The following is a 16,972-nucleotide window of genomic DNA, read 5'->3' on the forward strand; positions in this document are numbered from 1 at the left end:
AAAAAAAGCGGCCGCTAGGGGCCGCTTGCCAAAGGCTGCATGAGCAGTCACTGCGCCATGCTGCCGTTGCGGGGGGATCACGCCGGCTCGACACCGGCATCACAACGGACAGACAGGCCGGCACAGTGCCCGGCCCTGCGGCTCAATAGGTGTAGAACATGCGCTGCAGTTCTTTGGTGTCGTGGGTCTTGGTCAGGCCCAGCATCAGCAGGATGCGTGCCTTTTGTGCATTCAGCGTGTCGCTGACCACCAGATCTTCCTGATCGTCATTGGCTTCGCCATTGCGGGCGACAATACCGTTGCCCACGCGCGAGCTGCGTACCAGCACGATGCCTTTCTTACGGGCATCACGGAAGGCCGGCATCATCTGTGCGGCGATGCTGCCATCACCCACACCAGCCTGCACGATGCCCTGGGCACCGGCAGCGATGTTGGCATCCATGGCCACGCGGTCCATATTGGCATAGCCATAAACGATGTCCACGCGCGGCAGGCTGTTCAGCTTGCTCACGTCAAACTCGGTATCAGCCGTGTTCTTGCGGGTGGACATGCGGTAGAAATGCGGCTTGTTGTCCTGCATGTAACCCAGGTAGCCCAGTTCCGGCGTCTTGAAGGTATCGGTAGTGGAAGTGTTGGTCTTGGTCACTTCGCGTGCGGCATTGATCTGGTCGTTCAATGCAACCAGCACACCCTTGCCGGCAGCTTCCTTGCTACCTGCCAGAATCACGGCGTTGTACAGGTTGATCGGGCCGTCAGCACTGATGGCAGTAGACGGACGCATGGAGCCAACCACGACCACCGGCTTCTTGCTCTTCACCACCAGGTCCAGGAAATAGGCGGTTTCTTCGATGGTGTCGGTACCGTGGGTAATCACCACGCCATCCACATCCTTCTGCGCCAGCAGCTCATTCACGCGCTTGGCCAGCTTCAGCCACACTTCGTTGGTCATGCTTTCGCTGGCGATCTGGGCCACCTGCTCGCCACGTACCTCGGCCACCTTGGACAGCTCGGGCACGGCAGCAATCATCTTGTCCACACCCAGCTTGGCCGCGGTATAGCCGATGGTGGTGGTGCTGTTGGCACCGGTACCGGCGATGGTGCCACCAGTCGCCAGAATCACCACGTGCGGCTTGGCCGCTTCGGCTGCATGGGCGGATTGACCACACAGGGCAGCCATCACGGCTGCGCTGGACAACAGCAGATTGAACGATTTTTTCATGTCTCTTCTCTTTGTAGAAAGACTAGTGGGGATGTCGTTGCCGGGAAGCAACTGGCTGCAGCGATCAGCCCCGCGTCCTGCCTGTCCGCCTGTATCGGCGGCTTGGGCAGGCCGGGGTCTGTCACTGGATTTTTATGGGATAAAACGGTGGCAGGGCCTTAGGGCGCTCAGGCCTGATCTTCTGCCAATGCCGGGTTGACATGTGCAGCCTCGGCATCGATATCGCCTTCGGACGCAGCCACCACGGTAGTGGCAATCGCATTACCCAGTACATTGGTCGCAGTGCGGCCCATGTCCAGGAAGTGGTCGATACCCAGGATCAGCAGAATGCCGGTTTCCGGCAGATTGAACATCGGCAGTACCGCAGCCACCACCACCAGCGAAGCACGCGGCACACCGGCGATACCCTTGCTGGTGATCAGCAGGATCAGCAGCATGGTGATTTGCTGGCCCAGGGTCAGGTGGATGTTGGCCACCTGCGAGATGAACAGCGCAGCAAACGAGGTGTACATGATGGAGCCGTCCAGGTTAAACGAATAACCCAGCGGCAGCACGAAGCCGGAGATACGCTCCTTGATGCCAAAACGCTCCAGCTGTTCCAGCAGGGTCGGATAGGCAGCTTCGCTACTGGCGGTGGCAAAGCCCAGCATCAGCGGCATGCGAATGGTTTTCAGCAGGGCGAAGATCTTCTTGCCGATAAAGCCATAAGCAGCAGCAATCATCAGCAGCCACAGGCAGGTCAGCGCCAGATAGAAGCTACCCATGAACTTGGCGTACATCGACAGCACGCCCAGGCCATCGGCGGTAATGGTGGCGGCAACCGCACCAAACACACCCACCGGGGCAAACATCATCACAATGTTGGTGACGCGCAGCATGATGTTGGCCAGTTGTTCCAGGCCTTTCATCAGGATGTCAGGCTTCGGACCCTTGTAGGAAGCAATAGCCACACCGAAGAACACCGAGAACACCACCACTTGCAGCACTTCGTTTTTCGCCATGGCGTCAAAGAAGCTGGTGGGGAACATGTGGGTGATGAAATCCTTCAGATTCAGCGCAGTGGCTTTCACTACCGGAGCCGAAGCATCAGCCATCGGCAGGGTGTAACCCAGGCCCGGCTGCAGGGTATTGGCGAAAATCAGGCCCAGGAACAGGGAAACCAGCGAGGCACCCATAAACCAGCCCATGGCTTTCAGGCCAACGCGGCCAATCGAACGGGAATCACTGCTGCCAATGCCATGTACCAGGGTGGACATCACCAGCGGAGCAATGATCATCTTGATCAGACGCATGAACACGTCAGTCAGGATGGAGAAGTAACCGGCAACTTCTTTCAGTTGCTTGGGATCGGTAATCGAGGTGTGACAGCCGTAGCCGACTGCGATGCCCAATACCAGGGCGATCAAGACCCACAGGGTAATCTTGTTGGTTTTCACGAGCGTTTCTCCAGAGTAACCCGGCTTTAAGACCGGTGTTGAGTCCGCTCGTATCAGCAGTAATCATGCCAGAAAAAATTCACACATCAGCAAGGTAAGTTACTGTTTTTAAAAAATAAAATTAAAAATACAATGACATGCATTCGGAAAGCCGAACAGAGTGGCAGAGGGGCGTTTGGAAACCCGACCGAACAGCCGGGTGATAGGCTTACATCAGCAGGCCTGCCAGCGAGCTAGACCTGCAGCCGCGGAAAAAGTTTCCGCAATGCAGCATCATAGCCGGCCATTCGACACCCAGCCAGCGACAGCGGTCGACAAAGCGGCAAGTGGCAGCATGAGCAATAAAAAACGGCCTGCAGCAAAAGTGCTGCAAGCCGTTGTCTGAATATGGTGGGCCCTATCGGACTTGAACCGATGACCAAAGGATTATGAGTCCTCTGCTCTAACCAACTGAGCTAAAGGCCCGAAGGGGGGCATTATAGCAGAGACAAATAAAAATCCCCAAGCCCTGATGCAAGCGGCTTGGGGATGATTTTCTGCCTACAAGATCAGCTTACTGACCGCCCGGCTCATTATCCAGGAAGCTGCGCAGACGTTCCGAACGGGTCGGGTGACGCAGCTTGCGCAGGGCTTTGGCTTCGATCTGACGAATCCGCTCGCGCGTCACGTCAAACTGCTTGCCCACTTCTTCCAGGGTATGGTCGGTATTCATGTCGATACCGAAACGCATGCGCAGTACCTTGGCTTCACGCGGCGTCAGGGTGTCCAGCACTTCCTTGGTAGCGTCCTTCAGGCTGGAATACATCGCAGCATCAGACGGTGCCAGGTTGTTCTGGTCTTCGATGAAGTCGCCCAGATGGGAATCGTCGTCGTCGCCGATCGGGGTTTCCATGGAGATGGGCTCCTTGGAAATCTTCATGATCTTGCGGATCTTCTCTTCCGGCATTTCCATCTTTTCCGCCAGTTCGGCCGGATCCGGCTCGCGACCGGTTTCCTGCAGGATCTGACGGCTGATGCGGTTCATCTTGTTGATGGTTTCGATCATGTGTACCGGGATACGGATGGTACGGGCCTGGTCCGCAATGGAGCGGGTAATGGCCTGACGAATCCACCAGGTGGCATAGGTCGAGAACTTGTAACCACGACGGTATTCGAACTTGTCCACCGCCTTCATCAGACCGATATTGCCTTCCTGGATCAGGTCGAGGAACTGCAGGCCACGGTTGGTGTACTTCTTGGCGATGGAAATCACCAGACGCAGGTTGGCCTCGATCATTTCCTTCTTGGCACGACGCGCCTTGGACTCACCCGCCGACATCTGGCGGTTGATTTCCTTGAGCTCCTTGATCGGCAACATGGCACGATCCTGCAGCTCGGACAGCTTGGTCTGCTTCTCGATAATGGCGTACTTGAAGCGGGTCAGTGCCTCGCTCCAGGCCTTGCCGGAATCGATTTCGGTTTCTACCCAGGCGGTGTTGATTTCGTTGCCTGGGAACACCTTGATGAAGTGGGTACGATCCATGCGCACGCGGGTGACGCAGATGTCCTGGATATCACGTTCGAAGGTGCGGATTTCATTGACACGGCGACGCAGCGATTCACACAGCGATTCGATCTGGCGGGTGGAGAAGCGCACCATCATGAATTCGGTGGTGATGGCGTCTTGCAGTTCCAGATAGCCCTTGGACTTGGAGCCTTCCTTTTCCAATACCTTGACCATCTTGTCGAACATCATGCGCACGCCGGCAAAATGCTCCAGCGTTTGCTGTTTCAGCTCTTCCAGATTGGCCAGGTTGGCGGCTTCGGCACTGGCCTCGTCGTCTTCGGCTTCTGCTTCTTCGTCTTCGAGCAGCGCATCTTCCTCGACTTCCGGCTCGGCAAACGGCAGTGCCGCTTCAGCCGTATCGGCATTCGGATCGATGAAACCGTCGACTACTTCGTCAACGCGGATTTCTTCCTTGCTGATGCGCTCAACCAGCTCCAGCACTTCGGCCACGGTTCCCGGACAAGCCGAGATCGCCAGAATCATGTGCTTGAGGCCGTCTTCGATGCGCTTGGCGATTTCGATTTCGCCTTCGCGGGTCAGCAGCTCGACCGAACCCATTTCGCGCATGTACATACGCACCGGATCGGTAGTACGGCCGAATTCGGAGTCGACCGAAGACAAGGCTGCCTCGGCTTCTTCCACCGCGTCTTCATCCGCCACGGCCGGGGTGGCATCGGACATCAGCAGGGTTTCTGCGTCCGGGGCTTCGTCGTAAACCTGGATGCCCAGGCCGGAAATCATCGTGACGATGTTTTCGATCTGTTCGGCATCGGAGACATCTTCCGGAAGGTGGTCATTGATCTCAGCATAGGTGAGATAGCCACGTTCCTTGCCCAGGGCAATCAGCTGGCGCAGGCGTTTACGCTGCTCTTCCAGGCTCATTACCTGTTCTTCGTTGTCCTGTACGTCTTTTTGATTTTCGGGAGAGGCCGCCATTTTGCTTCCTGCTTAAAATAAGCCGAAAAAAACAGTTGATTATAACACAACTACGTCACTTCTGCCCTGACTCACGGGGATGAGCCGAGCAGGTCTCGGAGCAGTTCCCTGAATAATGCTTTCTCTTCCGGCGTTAGACCTTCGTTGCGGTCTTTCAGTTTTAGCCTTTCCACCTGGGCTTCACGCAGCATTTTCAACAGCTTGGCATTGCCGTGCTGAAACTGGGTGCGATCATCCTCGCCGGGGTCGGTAAACTCGTCCGGATCCTGCATGGCCTGGTGCAGCACACTGTCGATCAGCCCTTCGTAGGGGGTGCCGCGCAGCCCCTCTATCAATTGCGCCGTATTGGGCGGCTGTTCGTGTCCCTGCACACTTTCGGCCAACATCGCAAAGCAGGCCAGTTCGTCGGACAGCGGCAGGCTGTCCGGCAATGTCACATCACCGGCCCACGCCGGGTTCATCAGCAGCCACTTGATCTGCTTGTGGACGATAGGCGTGTTGATCTGGCGATATGATTCTTCCGGCAGGCGGTATTCCCGCTTGCCCTTGCGCTCCGGCGCCTTCTTGCCCGTGGTCAGCATGTCGAAATCGTCGACGTCCATGCCGGCGAGTTCCGCCAGCCTTTTTCTGATCATGAAGCCCAGCGCCGGTGCTGCAATCTGTGCCAGTAGCGGGCTGGCCTGTTTGATCAGGTCTGCCCGCCCTTCCGGCGTATTCATGTCCACGCGGCCGGTCAGCTCGCGGGTAAAGTAAACCGACAGCGGCAGGCTGTGCTCTTCCAGCTGCTGTTCAAATGCTTCGGTACCGAATTCCCGGATATAGCTGTCCGGATCGTGTTCCTGCGGCAAAAACAGGAAATTCAGCGCCTTGCCATCCTGCAATTGCGGCAGGCTGTTTTCCAGCGCACGCCAGGCGGCCTTCTGGCCAGCCTTATCGCCGTCAAAGCAGAAATACACCTGGTCGGCATGGCGCATCAGCTTGCGCACATGCTCACCTGTGGTGGCCGTCCCCAGCGTGGCCACGGCATAGGCTATGCCATATTGCGCCAGTGCCACCACATCCATATAACCCTCCACCACCAGCACGCGATTTTTCTCACGGATGGCTTGGCGGGCTTCATACAGGCCGTACAGTTCGCGGCCTTTTTCGAACAGCACCGTTTCCGGCGAGTTCAGATACTTGGGCTCCCCCTTGCCCAGCACCCGGCCACCAAAACCGATGATGGCACCGCGCTGGTTACGAATGGGGAACATCACCCGCTCACGGAAACGGTCGTAACGCTTGCCGCTTTCTTCATTCAGAATCACCAAGCCAGCATCCACCAGCTTGTCGTCCTGATATTGCGGGAAAATGGCCTGCAGATTCTGCCATTCGCCCGGCGCATAACCCAGACCAAATCGGCCGGCAATTTCACCACTGACACCCCGCCCTTTCAGATAGCCGATGGCAACCGGGGCCGATTTCAGTTGCTGCTTGAAATAGCCTGCCGCCAGCTGCATCACTTCTTCCAGCGACAGCTGACGCTCACGCGCCGCACGGGTAGCTTCCGGATTGATGCTGCGCACTTCCGGCACTTGCATGCCGATGCTTTCCGCCAGCATCTTCACTGCATCGACAAAGCCCAGCCCCTGGTATTCCATGACGAAACCAATGGCTGAACCATGCGCGCCACAACCGAAGCAGTGATAGAACTGCTTGCTGGGACTAACAGTGAAGGAAGGGGATTTTTCCTTGTGGAAAGGACAGCAGGCCAGATAGTTCTGGCCGGCCTTTTTCAGCGGGACATAGCGATCCACCACGTCGACCAGATCGACACGGGACAGCAACTGATCAACAAAGTCCTGTGGAATCAACGGCGAACACCTGCCTTAACACGAGGGAACAAAATACCGGGTCTGACTGCACCCGGCCATGGGTCAGGCGGTCAGCTTGGCCTTGATGCGGGCGGAAACCAGCGCCATATCGGCACGGCCCGCCAGCTGCGGACGCAGCAGACCCATGACCTTGCCCATGTCCTGCATGGAGGCAGCCGCACTGTCGACCACGGCCTTGGCGACCAGTTCGTCGATTTCAGTCTCGGACAGCTGCTGCGGCATATAGGCCATCAGCACGGCCATTTCAGCCTTTTCCTTGTCGGCCAGATCCTGGCGCTGGGCTGCTTCGTACTGCGAGATGGAGTCACGGCGCTGCTTGAGCATCTTGTCGATCACCACCACGATGGCTGCGTCATCCAGCTCGATGCGCTCGTCCACTTCCTTTTGCTTGATGGCAGCCATCAACAGGCGGATGGCGGCCAGGCGCTCGGTGTCCTTTGCCTTCATGGCGGACTTCATGTCATCGCTGATGCGAACTTTGAGGCTCATGTCGTGCTCACAAGGGCCATGTCAAGACATGGCGTAAGAATTCTGGAGTACAAATGGCAAAACCGCAGGCCATGCCTGCGGTCCCGCTTTATTGCCGGAACAACTCTTAGAAGAGTTTCGGCGGCAGCATCTGGCTGCGGATGCGCTTGTAGTGGCGCTTTACGGCAGCAGCGTGCTTACGCTTGCGTTCGGTGGTCGGCTTTTCGTAGAACTCACGAGCGCGCAGTTCGGTCAGCAGACCGGTTTTCTCTACAGCGCGCTTGAAGCGACGCATGGCGACTTCGAACGGCTCGTTTTCTTTAACGCGAATATTCGGCATTGACTCAAGTATCCTTAGATCCGTAGGTATGGACGTACCGCTACCTATAAAAAACAGCATTTTAACAACAATACGCGGTTTGGAAAAGTCTGAAGCATTCCCGACAAGCTTTTTGTGGCGCTTTTGTGCATCACGGCTTGCGAGAAGAAATCACCCCCTCACTAGGAGAACTTGGTACAGCGCTATAAAAACGTTTCGGCATCCGCTCCGCACAATAGGCGGCGCGGCCTGCTTCGACAGCCAGTTTCATGGCATGTGCCATCAATACGGGATTACCGGCAGCGGCAATCGCGGTATTCATCAGCACGCCATCACAACCCAGTTCCATGGCGATGGCCGCATCGGATGCGGTCCCCACGCCGGCATCTACCAACACCGGAACACTGGATTGCTCGATGATCAGTTTCAGATTCCACGGATTCAGGATGCCCATGCCCGAGCCAATCAGACTGGCCAGCGGCATGATGGCGCAACAGCCGATCTGCTCCAGCTCGCGCGCGATGATCGGGTCATCCGAGGTGTACACCATGACATCAAAGCCCTCGGCGACCAGTACTTCGGCAGCTTTCAGGGTTTCCTTGACATTGGGGAACAGGTTGCCGGAGTCGCCCAGCACCTCCAGCTTGACCAGACGGTGGTCATCCAGCAGCTCGCGCGCCAGGCGCAAAGTGCGGATGGCATCCTCGGCGGAATAACAGCCAGCCGTATTGGGGAGCAGAGTGTAACGGTTCTGCGGCAAAAAATCGAGCAGATTGGGCTCACCGGCGTGCTGACCCAGATTGACACGTCGAATTGCGACGGTAACGATGTCGCAGCCCGAGGCATCCAGCGCCTCGGCAGTCTGCTCGAAATCACGATATTTGCCAGTACCTACCAGCAGGCGTGAATTATAGGCCTTGCCTGCAATGACCAGTTGATCCTGCACTTTCCACTCCTTCGGCGCAGCGTCAGCCACCGCCGACCGCCACCACGATTTCCAGTTCATCCCCATCCGCCAGCGCGGCAAGGCCATGCTGACTGCGGGGTACGATCTCGCCATTGAGTTCGACGGCAACGCGCTTGCCGACCAGCTCCAGCGCCTGCACCAGCTCCGCCACGGTAGCCAGCGCGGCAAATTGCTTCATTTCGCCATTGATACGTAGCTGCATGGCTTATCTCCTCTCCGCCCGCTGCACCACCACCAGATTCTGGATTTCGTTCAGCACACGCGACAGATGCTCGACACTTTCCACCTGCAAGCGGAAATGGATATGAATAAAGCCGTCGCCCACATGAGTATCCTGGGTGTCGACACTTTCGATATTGGCAGAAGCCTGCGAAATGGCTGCGGCGATATCCGCCAGTGCGCCGCGCTCATTGCGCGCCAACACGCTGACGCTAACACCGAACATACGGTCGCGCTGGGTTTCCCAATTCACATTGAGCAATTTGTCGTGATCAACGCGCTGCACATTCGGACAAGCAATGCGATGGATCACCAGGCCCTGCCCCTTGGTAATGACACCCAGAATCTCATCACCCGGCAAGGGATTACAGCAACTGCTCAGCTGCACGGTGCCGCCTTCATTGCCACGGATGGTGACCGGGCCCACCTTGACATCTTCACCCAGACGCTCACCAGCCAGCTCGACCAGACGGCGCGCCACGGCAATCGGCAGCAACTTGCCAGCACCGATTTCCGCCAGCACTTCCTGGAAGCCTTGCAGCTTGTCACCATGCACTGCCATGTATTCAGCCTTGAGCGCATCATCCAGCAGCAGCGGCGACACCGCCAGCGCACCGATGGCTTGCTTGAGCAGCTTCTCGCCCAGCGTCGAAGCCTCTTCGCGCTGCAGGCTCTTCAGATAATTACGAATACCGGAACGGGCACGGCCACTTTGTACGAAAGTAAGCCATGACGGATTGGGCTTGGCCTGGGTCGAGGTAATAACCTCGACGGTATCGCCATTGCGCAGCACGGTACGCAGTGGCATCAGCACATGATTGACGCGCGCAGCAATACAGCGATGGCCGACATCGGTATGTACGGCATAGGCAAAGTCGACCGGGGTTGAGCCTTGCGGCAGCACCATGATCTTGCCCTTGGGGGTAAACACGTACACTTCATCCGGAAACAGGTCGATCTTGATATGCTCGAGGAATTCGACTGCGTCGTCGCTCTCCTCCTGCATGTCCAGCAGGCTTTGCAACCACTGGTGCGTGCGCTGCTGTGCGGTATTGATGCCGGCATCGCCGCTCTTGTACATCCAGTGCGAAGCCACACCGGCTTCGGCCACACCGTTCATTTCCCGGGTGCGGATCTGCATTTCCACCGGTGTGCCGTAAGGGCCGAACAGGGTGGTGTGCAGACTCTGGTAGCCATTACCCTTGGGGATGGCGATGTAATCCTTGAATTTGCCCGGGATAGGCTTGTACAGGCTATGCAGCGCACCCAGCGCTAGGTAGCAGCTGGGAATGTCGTTCACTACGACACGGAAGCCGTAGATATCCAGCACCTCGGAAAACGACAGGTGTTTTTCCTGCATTTTCTTGTAGATGCTGTAGAGGTTTTTTTCGCGCCCCTTGATGGTGGCTTCGATATTGCTTTCCACCAGCCGCTGGCTGACGGTTTTCAGAATCTTGTTGACCACTTCACGGCGGTTGCCGCGCGCGGCACGTACGGCCTTGGACAGCACGCTGTAGCGGTGCGGATGCAGGTGCTTGAACGCCAGATCCTGCAGCTCGCGGTACACCTTGTTCTGACCGATGCGATTAGCAATCGGCGCGTAGATTTCCAGTGTTTCCAGTGCAATGCGCTGACGCTTATCCTCGCGCATGGAGTCCAGCGTGCGCATATTGTGCAGACGGTCGGCCAGCTTGACGATGATGACGCGGATGTCGCGCGCCATGGCCAGCACCATCTTACGGAAGTTTTCCGCCTGGGCGGTTTCCTTGGTTTGATATTCCAGCCTTTCCAGCTTGGACAGGCCATCCACCAGATCCGCCACCACCTTGCCGAATTTCTCGGCCAGCGTGGGCTTGGTGACACCGGTATCTTCCAGCACATCATGCAGCAAGGCAGCAGCCAAGCCCTGCACATCCAGCCGCCAGTCGGTCAACATGGTGGCAACCGCCAGCGGATGGGTGATGTAGGGCTCGCCACTCTTGCGGGTCTGGCCTTCGTGCGCCTCGCGGCTGACATCGAAGGCCTGGCGCAGCAACTGCACGTCTTCCGGCTTGAGATAACGGGCGGCTGCTTCGAAAAATGCCGCCGCTTCGCGTTCGATCAATGCCTTGTAATCGATGGCGATCTCCAGCCCGGTCTCCATGTGTCGCTCCGCCTGCACCCTGATCAGCTCTTGCTACGGGTGAGAACTTCCTTGCCTACATGGCCGGCGGCGATTTCGCGCAGCGCAACAACAGTGGGCTTGTGACGGCCGGCATCCACAAAGGAAGTCGCGCCGGAGGCAACCTGACGGGCGCGATAGGCTGCGGCCAGGGTCAGGTCAAAACGGTTCTGGATGCGATCCAGGCAATCATCTACGGTAATACGTGCCATCTGATTTCTTTCGTAAATTGCGCGATGTGGATAACTATATCGAGTTTTGCCGGAGCAACCAATGCGTGCTAGTCGTGCTGCACGCCCATGCGGGCCAGCGCCGGCGCCAGTCGCAGGGTTTGCACCGCCGCACGCAGGCGGCGTGCGCGGAAAATGCTGACCAAATCGCCTTTGGCACGTTCAAAATCGTCATTGACCACGATGTAGTCGTATTCAGCTACCTTGTCGATTTCAGAACGCGCCGAAGCCAGACGGCGCAGAATCACTTCTTCGCTGTCGGTGCCGCGACCACGCAGGCGGCGCTCCAGCTCTTCGATGGAAGGCGGCAGAATGAAAATGCCGATCGCCTCCGGGAATACCTTGCGCACCTGCTCGGCACCCTGCCAGTCGATTTCCAGCAGGATGTCACGGCCCTGCTCCAGTCGGCTTTGCAGCCAACGCACACTGGTGCCGTAAAAATTGCCATACACCTCGGCATACTCGAGGAAGTCCTGGCCCTCTATCATCGCCTGAAATTCGGCATGCCCGACAAAGTGGTAATGCTGGCCATCCACCTCACCCGAGCGCGCATGGCGCGTGGTGTAGGAAATGGACAGCTCAACAGTTGGTTCTGCCTGCAGCAAAGCCGCCACCAGCGAGGTTTTGCCTGCACCGGAAGGTGCTACCACGATATAGATGTTCCCGACTGCTTTGGTCATCAATCGAGCTTCCTGCCAAAGAAAGGGTAATTTTTCAGAATACCACAGAGTGCATTTCCGGTTAAGAGCAAAAGTATCTTCATGTCAAGATTTAGGTGTTTGTCTTCACACCGAAGTAAAATCCCGCGTCTTAACCAAACCATAACAAGGCTCGGAGCATCTCTGTCATGCAACTACTGGAAAGCTTTTTCAAGCTGAGGGAACACGGCACTTCGGTGAGGACCGAAGTCATCGCCGGCTTCACCACCTTTCTGACCATGGCTTATATCGTACTGGTCAATCCGCTGATCCTGTCGGCTACCGGCATGGACCTGAACGCCGTGTTCGTGGCGACCTGCCTGGCCGCGGCATTGGGTACCGCCATCATGGGCCTGGTAGCCAACTACCCGATCGCCCTGGCACCGGGCATGGGCCTGAATGCCTACTTCACCTTCAGCGTGGTCAAGGGCATGGGGATTCCCTGGCAAGCGGCACTGGGTGCGGTATTCATCTCCGGCCTGGTCTTCCTCGCTGTCAGCCTGTTCAAGGTACGTGAAGCTATCGTCAACGCCATTCCGCGTTCGCTGAAGTTTGCCATTTCTGCCGGTGTCGGCATGTTCCTGGCCATCATCGCACTGAAGAATGCTGGCGTGATTGCTCCGCATCCGGCCACCTACCTGACACTGGGTGACATCCACAATCCGACCACCCTGCTGGCGATTCTGGGCTTCTTCCTGATTGTGGCACTGGAATACCGCAAGGTACCGGGCTCCATCATCATCGGCATCCTGATTGTCACCGTACTGTCCATCGCGTTTGGCCTGTCCAAGTTCGAAGGCATCTTCGCCCCGGTGCCGAGCATGGCCCCCACCTATATGGCCATGGACTTGCACGGTGCCATGAATGCCGGTCTGGTTGGCGTGATTTTCGTATTCTTCTTTGTCGACCTGTTTGACACCACCGGCACACTGGTGGGTGTATCGCACCGCGCGGGTCTGCTGGACAAGGATGGCAAGCTGCCGCGCCTGAAGCGTGCCCTGCTGGCCGACTCCATCGCCATTACCGCCGGTGCCGTGATGGGTACCTCTTCCACCACTGCTTATATCGAATCCGCTGCCGGCACTGCCGTGGGCGGCCGTACTGGCCTGACCGCCATCGTGGTAGCCATTCTGTTCCTGGCTTGCCTGTGGGTTTCTCCGCTGGCCAAGACTGTACCGGCCTACGCGACTGCACCGGCACTGTGCTACGTCGCCGTACTGATGGCGCGTGGTCTGGCGGAAATCGAATGGAATGACCTGACCGAGTCCGCCCCTGCGGTGATGACTGCATTGGCCATGCCGTTTACTTTCTCGATTGCCGATGGCATTGCTTTCGGTTTCATCAGCTATGCTGTGATCAAGATTCTGGCCGGCCGTTTTGCCGACCTGAAACCGGCCGTGCTGGTGATCGCCGCGCTGTGGATCTTCAAGCTGGCTTTCTTCGCCTGATCGATATCCTGCAACACAGGGCCTGCCGCTGTTGCGGCGGGCCTTTTTGCTTTCAGCACCGCCAGACACGGTCGCTTCATTTGAAAGTACAATAGCGCCATGGAAAATCTCAGCAATCTCGACTACGCCAGCTACCTCAAGGGCTGGATCCGCACCGTGCCCAACTGGCCCAGCCAGGGCGTGATGTTCCGCGACATCACTCCGCTGCTGCAAAACCCCAAAACCTTCCGCATGCTGATCGACATTTATGTGCATCGCTACATGCTGGAGGAAGTGGATCTGATTGCCGGCCTGGATGCCCGTGGCTTCATCATTGGCTCGGTACTGGCTTACGAGCTGAATGTTGGCTTCGTACCCATCCGCAAAAAGGGCAAGCTGCCCTTTACCACGGTAGCCGAAGAATACGAACTGGAATATGGCAACGCCACGGTGGAGATTCATACCGATGCCTGCAAGGCAGGCGACCGGGTGATTCTGATCGACGATCTTATCGCCACTGGCGGTACCATGATGGCGGGCTACAATTTGCTGAAAAAGCTGGGGGCGAATGTACTGGAAGCCGCCACCATCATCGAACTACCCGAACTGGGTGGCGGTCAGCTGATTCGTGATGCCGGCCTGGATGTGTTCACGGTGTGCTCTTACGACGGCCACTAAGTTCGATACACCATCGGCAGACAGACAAAACGGACCCCACGGGTCCGTTTTGTCTGTCTGCAACAAGGCAATCACTCAGCCATCCAGCCCTCTAGCCTTGTCCAGTATCCCCAATTGGTAACGGCCATAAGCCAGCAGACCGCGCCAAGTCCAGCGCGCCAGCAGATAACACAGGAACAAGCCACCACCACCCAGCAATAGCATGAGTACGCTGGCAATCCACGCACCCTTGCGACTAAAACCCCAATCCAGCGCATCAATATTCACTTGCCCCTCTTTATCTTCAATGCGCAACTGACCGGTGACATCGCTCGCATTACGCTCCAGGCTGACCGTGCCATCGCTGGACTGTATGTTGATGCTGGTCTTCCCGGAAGAGGCGTCACGCACCACATCCACCTTTTCGCCACGACTGCCACGGATATGGATATTTCCCACCGGACCACCCTGCTCAAATGCAGACCAGACAGCCCGCATGTCGCGTGTCTCATGCATGGCCGGCCAGCCAAACAATTCATTGCAAGCTAGCGTACCAAACAGCACCACCCCGCCGATCAGAATGCCCGTGGCGGCCAGGGCAGCCATGGTCAACAGCCACAGATAAAACAGAAAGGGGATGGCCAGCAGGAAATTCAGTACGCCAAGCCCGGCGATGGCCCCCACTACGGCCAGCAGGTTGCCAACGCTTTTGCGGCTCTCCCAGCGGGCGATGTGATGGCGTGCCGTCAGCTCCCGTGCCAGCTGGCGCGGGTCGCCCAAACCGGCAGCGATATCGGCTTCGCTGCGGCCAGCTGCCAGACCATCACGAAAGTATTCCTGGTAATCGGCAACGATGTCCTGCCTTTCACTCTCGGGCAGCCGCGACAGCGCTTCTTGTAACTGACTGATGAATTCTTGCTGGTTCATGATGCCTCTCCCTTGGTCTGGCCTGCAGCCAGTTGCAACACACTGTTCACATCGCTAACGAACTCCTGCCATTCCTGCTGCATCAGCACCAACTGCCGGCGCCCTTCTGCGGTCAAGGTGTAGTACTTGCGCGAAGGGCCGCTGGCCGACTCCACCAGATAGGTCGACACCCATGCCTCGGCCTGCAGCCGGCGCATCAGCGGATACATGGTGCCTTCGCTCACTTCCATGCTGCGCGACAGAATGCTTACCAGTTCGTAGGCATAGCTGTCACCCGCCGCCAGTGCGGCCAGCACGCACATATCCAGCGTGCCCTTTTTCAACTGCGTTTTCATGCTGGGACTCCCATACCTTGCATTACACGATAGATAGCCGTGCCAAGCGCAAGAACAAGCCGGATATTATCCCCAACTACTATGCATTACAAGGTACATGGTAAAACCACGTAGTGGTTATCGGCCACCAGTTAATGCTGTGAAGATAAATTTTTACTTGGCACCATGTAAATTCATCATCCATAAAGCATAAGCACTGATATTTTCTCACCCGAAATCACACTCATGAACTCCAACAAAAAATCGCTGGCACTGGTGCTGGGCGGTGGTGCCCCCAATGCCACGCTGATGGCAGGTTCGCTCGTCGCATTTATCGAAGCAGGCGTCGAATTTGACATCATTTCCACCTCGGGTGCGGGAGCGATAGTCGGCCTGCTCTATGTCGCAGCCAAGGGCCAGGACGGCAAAAGCGCTTTGAAAAAACTGGCCGACATGGGGGTGGCCGACGCGCTGTACTCTACCTTTCCGGTCAATTTCAAGGTTTTCAACAAACCCGGCCCGCTGGCGGACATCTGGCGTCAATGGCAGCAGTCCAATCCGGTATTACAGGCCATCCAGGCTCAGGCCGACCAAGGGCCACTACAACGTCTGGCCGCTGACTGGAGCAGCTGGCTGATGGCCAGCCTCTGCCCCAGTGATCTGACAGCGCAGAGCAAGGGCTTGTGTGCCCATGTGCCCTTCATCGACCAAGTGGTGGACTTCAGCAAGCTGGCCAGCCTCAAGCCACAGTTCTATCTGAATGCCTACAACCTCAGCCGCAAGCGCATGGAATGCTGGGACAAGCGGCAAATCACCCATGAACACTTCCTGGCAGCGCTGTCTTTTCCGCTGATCTATCCGCCCTATCTGCTGGATGGTGACTACTACATCGAAGGTGCCGCCATCGACACCCTCAACTTCAAGCGCCTGTTCCAGGAGCATCCCCATATCGATACCACGGTGGTGTTCGATGTTCTGGGCAGCGAACAGATCCTGCATCCGCCACGTGATCTGTACGACGCCTGGGTGCAGTCCATCATCACCCCGCTAACCGAAATTGCCCGCGACGACCTTAAGCTGTTCGAGGCACTGCATAACAAGGATGCCGACGGCAAGCCGCGCACCCGGCTGCTGCGAGTAGCTTATGACCAGTTCATTCGCCCTGAGCAACGCGAACAGGAGCTGGACTGGTCTTATTCCAACCTGTCGCAGATGTACCAGGCGGGCTACTCCGCCGGTCTGGCACTATGCCATGACCATGCCGCCGAACTGGGCCTCACCTGATTCTGCCGCTGCAATGCAACAAGGGCTGCCATGGCAGCCCTTGTTGATCTACATCTCACCTGCCTCTTCGCCGACGTCGCAACGCCACAGCAGGTGGTTCAGCGCCCGACCTCAGTACCACTCGATACCGGTCTTCTCGGTGGAGATGATGGTGCCGGCTTCACCCTTCACAATGCGCTCGATGTCTTCCAGCGCGCCAATCACCGCACGCTTGCCAGTCAGGCGGGCAAATTCGCAGGCGGCTTCCACTTTCGGACCCATCGAGCCGGCAGCAAAGCCCAGCTTGTCCA

Annotated in this window: 16 protein-coding genes and 1 tRNA gene; 3 read left to right on the top strand and 14 right to left on the bottom strand. The window is 57.3% G+C overall.

All coding sequences use genetic code 11. From position 1 onward, the window contains the following. Positions 1-142 precede the first annotated feature (142 nt). The 12 genes from H2Z84_RS11755 to gmk form a co-directional block, all read right to left on the bottom strand. A complete protein-coding gene (locus tag H2Z84_RS11755; RefSeq protein WP_181836119.1) occupies positions 143-1,219 on the bottom strand; it encodes a type II asparaginase in 1,077 nt (358 codons plus the stop codon). 167 nt (positions 1,220-1,386) lie between these two features. Next, a complete protein-coding gene (locus H2Z84_RS11760; protein ID WP_181836120.1) occupies positions 1,387-2,655 on the bottom strand; it encodes a dicarboxylate/amino acid:cation symporter in 1,269 nt (422 codons plus the stop codon). Between the two features lie 388 nt (positions 2,656-3,043). Beyond that, positions 3,044-3,120, bottom strand: a tRNA-Ile gene (locus tag H2Z84_RS11765). 88 nt (positions 3,121-3,208) lie between these two features. Then, positions 3,209-5,137: an RNA polymerase sigma factor RpoD gene (rpoD, locus tag H2Z84_RS11770; protein ID WP_159879418.1), complete on the bottom strand. Its 1,929-nt coding sequence runs from the start codon at positions 5,135-5,137 to the stop codon at positions 3,209-3,211. Between the two features lie 71 nt (positions 5,138-5,208). Next, complete coding sequence (dnaG, locus tag H2Z84_RS11775; protein ID WP_181836121.1) at positions 5,209-6,990, bottom strand: DNA primase; 1,782 nt, start codon at positions 6,988-6,990, stop codon at positions 5,209-5,211. Positions 6,991-7,053: 63 nt separating this feature from the next. Further along, complete coding sequence (locus tag H2Z84_RS11780) at positions 7,054-7,500, bottom strand: GatB/YqeY domain-containing protein (RefSeq protein ID WP_181836122.1); 447 nt, start codon at positions 7,498-7,500, stop codon at positions 7,054-7,056. Between the two features lie 106 nt (positions 7,501-7,606). After that, on the bottom strand, positions 7,607-7,819 hold the full coding sequence (gene rpsU / locus H2Z84_RS11785; protein ID WP_059284939.1) for a 30S ribosomal protein S21: 213 nt from the start codon (positions 7,817-7,819) through the stop codon (positions 7,607-7,609). A 130-nt stretch (positions 7,820-7,949) separates the two neighbouring features. Then, positions 7,950-8,744, bottom strand: coding sequence for a thiazole synthase (locus H2Z84_RS11790; RefSeq protein WP_226034193.1), 795 nt, complete (start codon positions 8,742-8,744; stop codon positions 7,950-7,952). A 22-nt stretch (positions 8,745-8,766) separates the two neighbouring features. Continuing rightward, on the bottom strand, positions 8,767-8,967 hold the full coding sequence (gene thiS, locus H2Z84_RS11795) for a sulfur carrier protein ThiS (protein ID WP_103525934.1): 201 nt from the start codon (positions 8,965-8,967) through the stop codon (positions 8,767-8,769). Between the two features lie 3 nt (positions 8,968-8,970). Further along, entirely contained in the window at positions 8,971-11,127 is a 2,157-nt protein-coding gene (locus H2Z84_RS11800; protein WP_181836124.1) for a RelA/SpoT family protein, read from the bottom strand. 23 nt (positions 11,128-11,150) lie between these two features. Further along, a complete protein-coding gene (gene rpoZ / locus H2Z84_RS11805; protein WP_059284935.1) occupies positions 11,151-11,357 on the bottom strand; it encodes a DNA-directed RNA polymerase subunit omega in 207 nt (68 codons plus the stop codon). Between the two features lie 68 nt (positions 11,358-11,425). Further along, entirely contained in the window at positions 11,426-12,055 is a 630-nt protein-coding gene (gmk, locus tag H2Z84_RS11810; protein WP_181836125.1) for a guanylate kinase, read from the bottom strand. 167 nt (positions 12,056-12,222) lie between these two features. Between gmk and H2Z84_RS11815 the strand changes: the two genes are divergently transcribed. Beyond that, entirely contained in the window at positions 12,223-13,521 is a 1,299-nt protein-coding gene (locus H2Z84_RS11815) for an NCS2 family permease (RefSeq protein ID WP_181836126.1), read from the top strand. Positions 13,522-13,620: 99 nt separating this feature from the next. Further along, a complete protein-coding gene (locus H2Z84_RS11820; RefSeq protein WP_181836127.1) occupies positions 13,621-14,178 on the top strand; it encodes an adenine phosphoribosyltransferase in 558 nt (185 codons plus the stop codon). 75 nt (positions 14,179-14,253) lie between these two features. Here H2Z84_RS11820 and H2Z84_RS11825 read toward each other — a convergent pair whose 3' ends face one another. Next, complete coding sequence (locus tag H2Z84_RS11825) at positions 14,254-15,084, bottom strand: DUF1700 domain-containing protein (RefSeq protein WP_181836128.1); 831 nt, start codon at positions 15,082-15,084, stop codon at positions 14,254-14,256. After that, complete coding sequence (locus H2Z84_RS11830; protein WP_103525928.1) at positions 15,081-15,419, bottom strand: PadR family transcriptional regulator; 339 nt, start codon at positions 15,417-15,419, stop codon at positions 15,081-15,083. Before H2Z84_RS11830 ends, H2Z84_RS11825 begins: the two co-directional genes overlap by 4 nt. Before the next feature lie 225 nt (positions 15,420-15,644). On the opposite strand from H2Z84_RS11830, the gene H2Z84_RS11835 reads away from it, so the two are divergent. After that, positions 15,645-16,682: a patatin-like phospholipase family protein gene (locus H2Z84_RS11835; protein ID WP_181836129.1), complete on the top strand. Its 1,038-nt coding sequence runs from the start codon at positions 15,645-15,647 to the stop codon at positions 16,680-16,682. Positions 16,683-16,972 lie beyond the last annotated feature (290 nt).

The sequence above is a fragment of the Aquitalea aquatica genome, assembly GCF_013911085.1.
Taxonomy (GTDB): Bacteria; Pseudomonadota; Gammaproteobacteria; order Burkholderiales; family Chromobacteriaceae; genus Aquitalea; species Aquitalea aquatica.

Coding starts and splice junctions, on each gene's coding strand:
- gmk (WP_181836125.1), bottom strand. CDS start 12,055: ATGACCAAAGCAGTCGGGAACATCTATATCGTGGTAGCACCTTCCGGT.
- H2Z84_RS11815 (WP_181836126.1), top strand. CDS start 12,223: ATGCAACTACTGGAAAGCTTTTTCAAGCTGAGGGAACACGGCACTTCG.
- rpoD (WP_159879418.1), bottom strand. CDS start 5,137: ATGGCGGCCTCTCCCGAAAATCAAAAAGACGTACAGGACAACGAAGAA.
- thiS (WP_103525934.1), bottom strand. CDS start 8,967: ATGCAGCTACGTATCAATGGCGAAATGAAGCAATTTGCCGCGCTGGCT.
- H2Z84_RS11825 (WP_181836128.1), bottom strand. CDS start 15,084: ATGAACCAGCAAGAATTCATCAGTCAGTTACAAGAAGCGCTGTCGCGG.
- rpsU (WP_059284939.1), bottom strand. CDS start 7,819: ATGCCGAATATTCGCGTTAAAGAAAACGAGCCGTTCGAAGTCGCCATG.
- H2Z84_RS11835 (WP_181836129.1), top strand. CDS start 15,645: ATGAACTCCAACAAAAAATCGCTGGCACTGGTGCTGGGCGGTGGTGCC.
- rpoZ (WP_059284935.1), bottom strand. CDS start 11,357: ATGGCACGTATTACCGTAGATGATTGCCTGGATCGCATCCAGAACCGT.
- H2Z84_RS11830 (WP_103525928.1), bottom strand. CDS start 15,419: ATGAAAACGCAGTTGAAAAAGGGCACGCTGGATATGTGCGTGCTGGCC.
- H2Z84_RS11820 (WP_181836127.1), top strand. CDS start 13,621: ATGGAAAATCTCAGCAATCTCGACTACGCCAGCTACCTCAAGGGCTGG.
- H2Z84_RS11755 (WP_181836119.1), bottom strand. CDS start 1,219: ATGAAAAAATCGTTCAATCTGCTGTTGTCCAGCGCAGCCGTGATGGCT.
- H2Z84_RS11800 (WP_181836124.1), bottom strand. CDS start 11,127: ATGGAGACCGGGCTGGAGATCGCCATCGATTACAAGGCATTGATCGAA.
- H2Z84_RS11780 (WP_181836122.1), bottom strand. CDS start 7,500: ATGAGCCTCAAAGTTCGCATCAGCGATGACATGAAGTCCGCCATGAAG.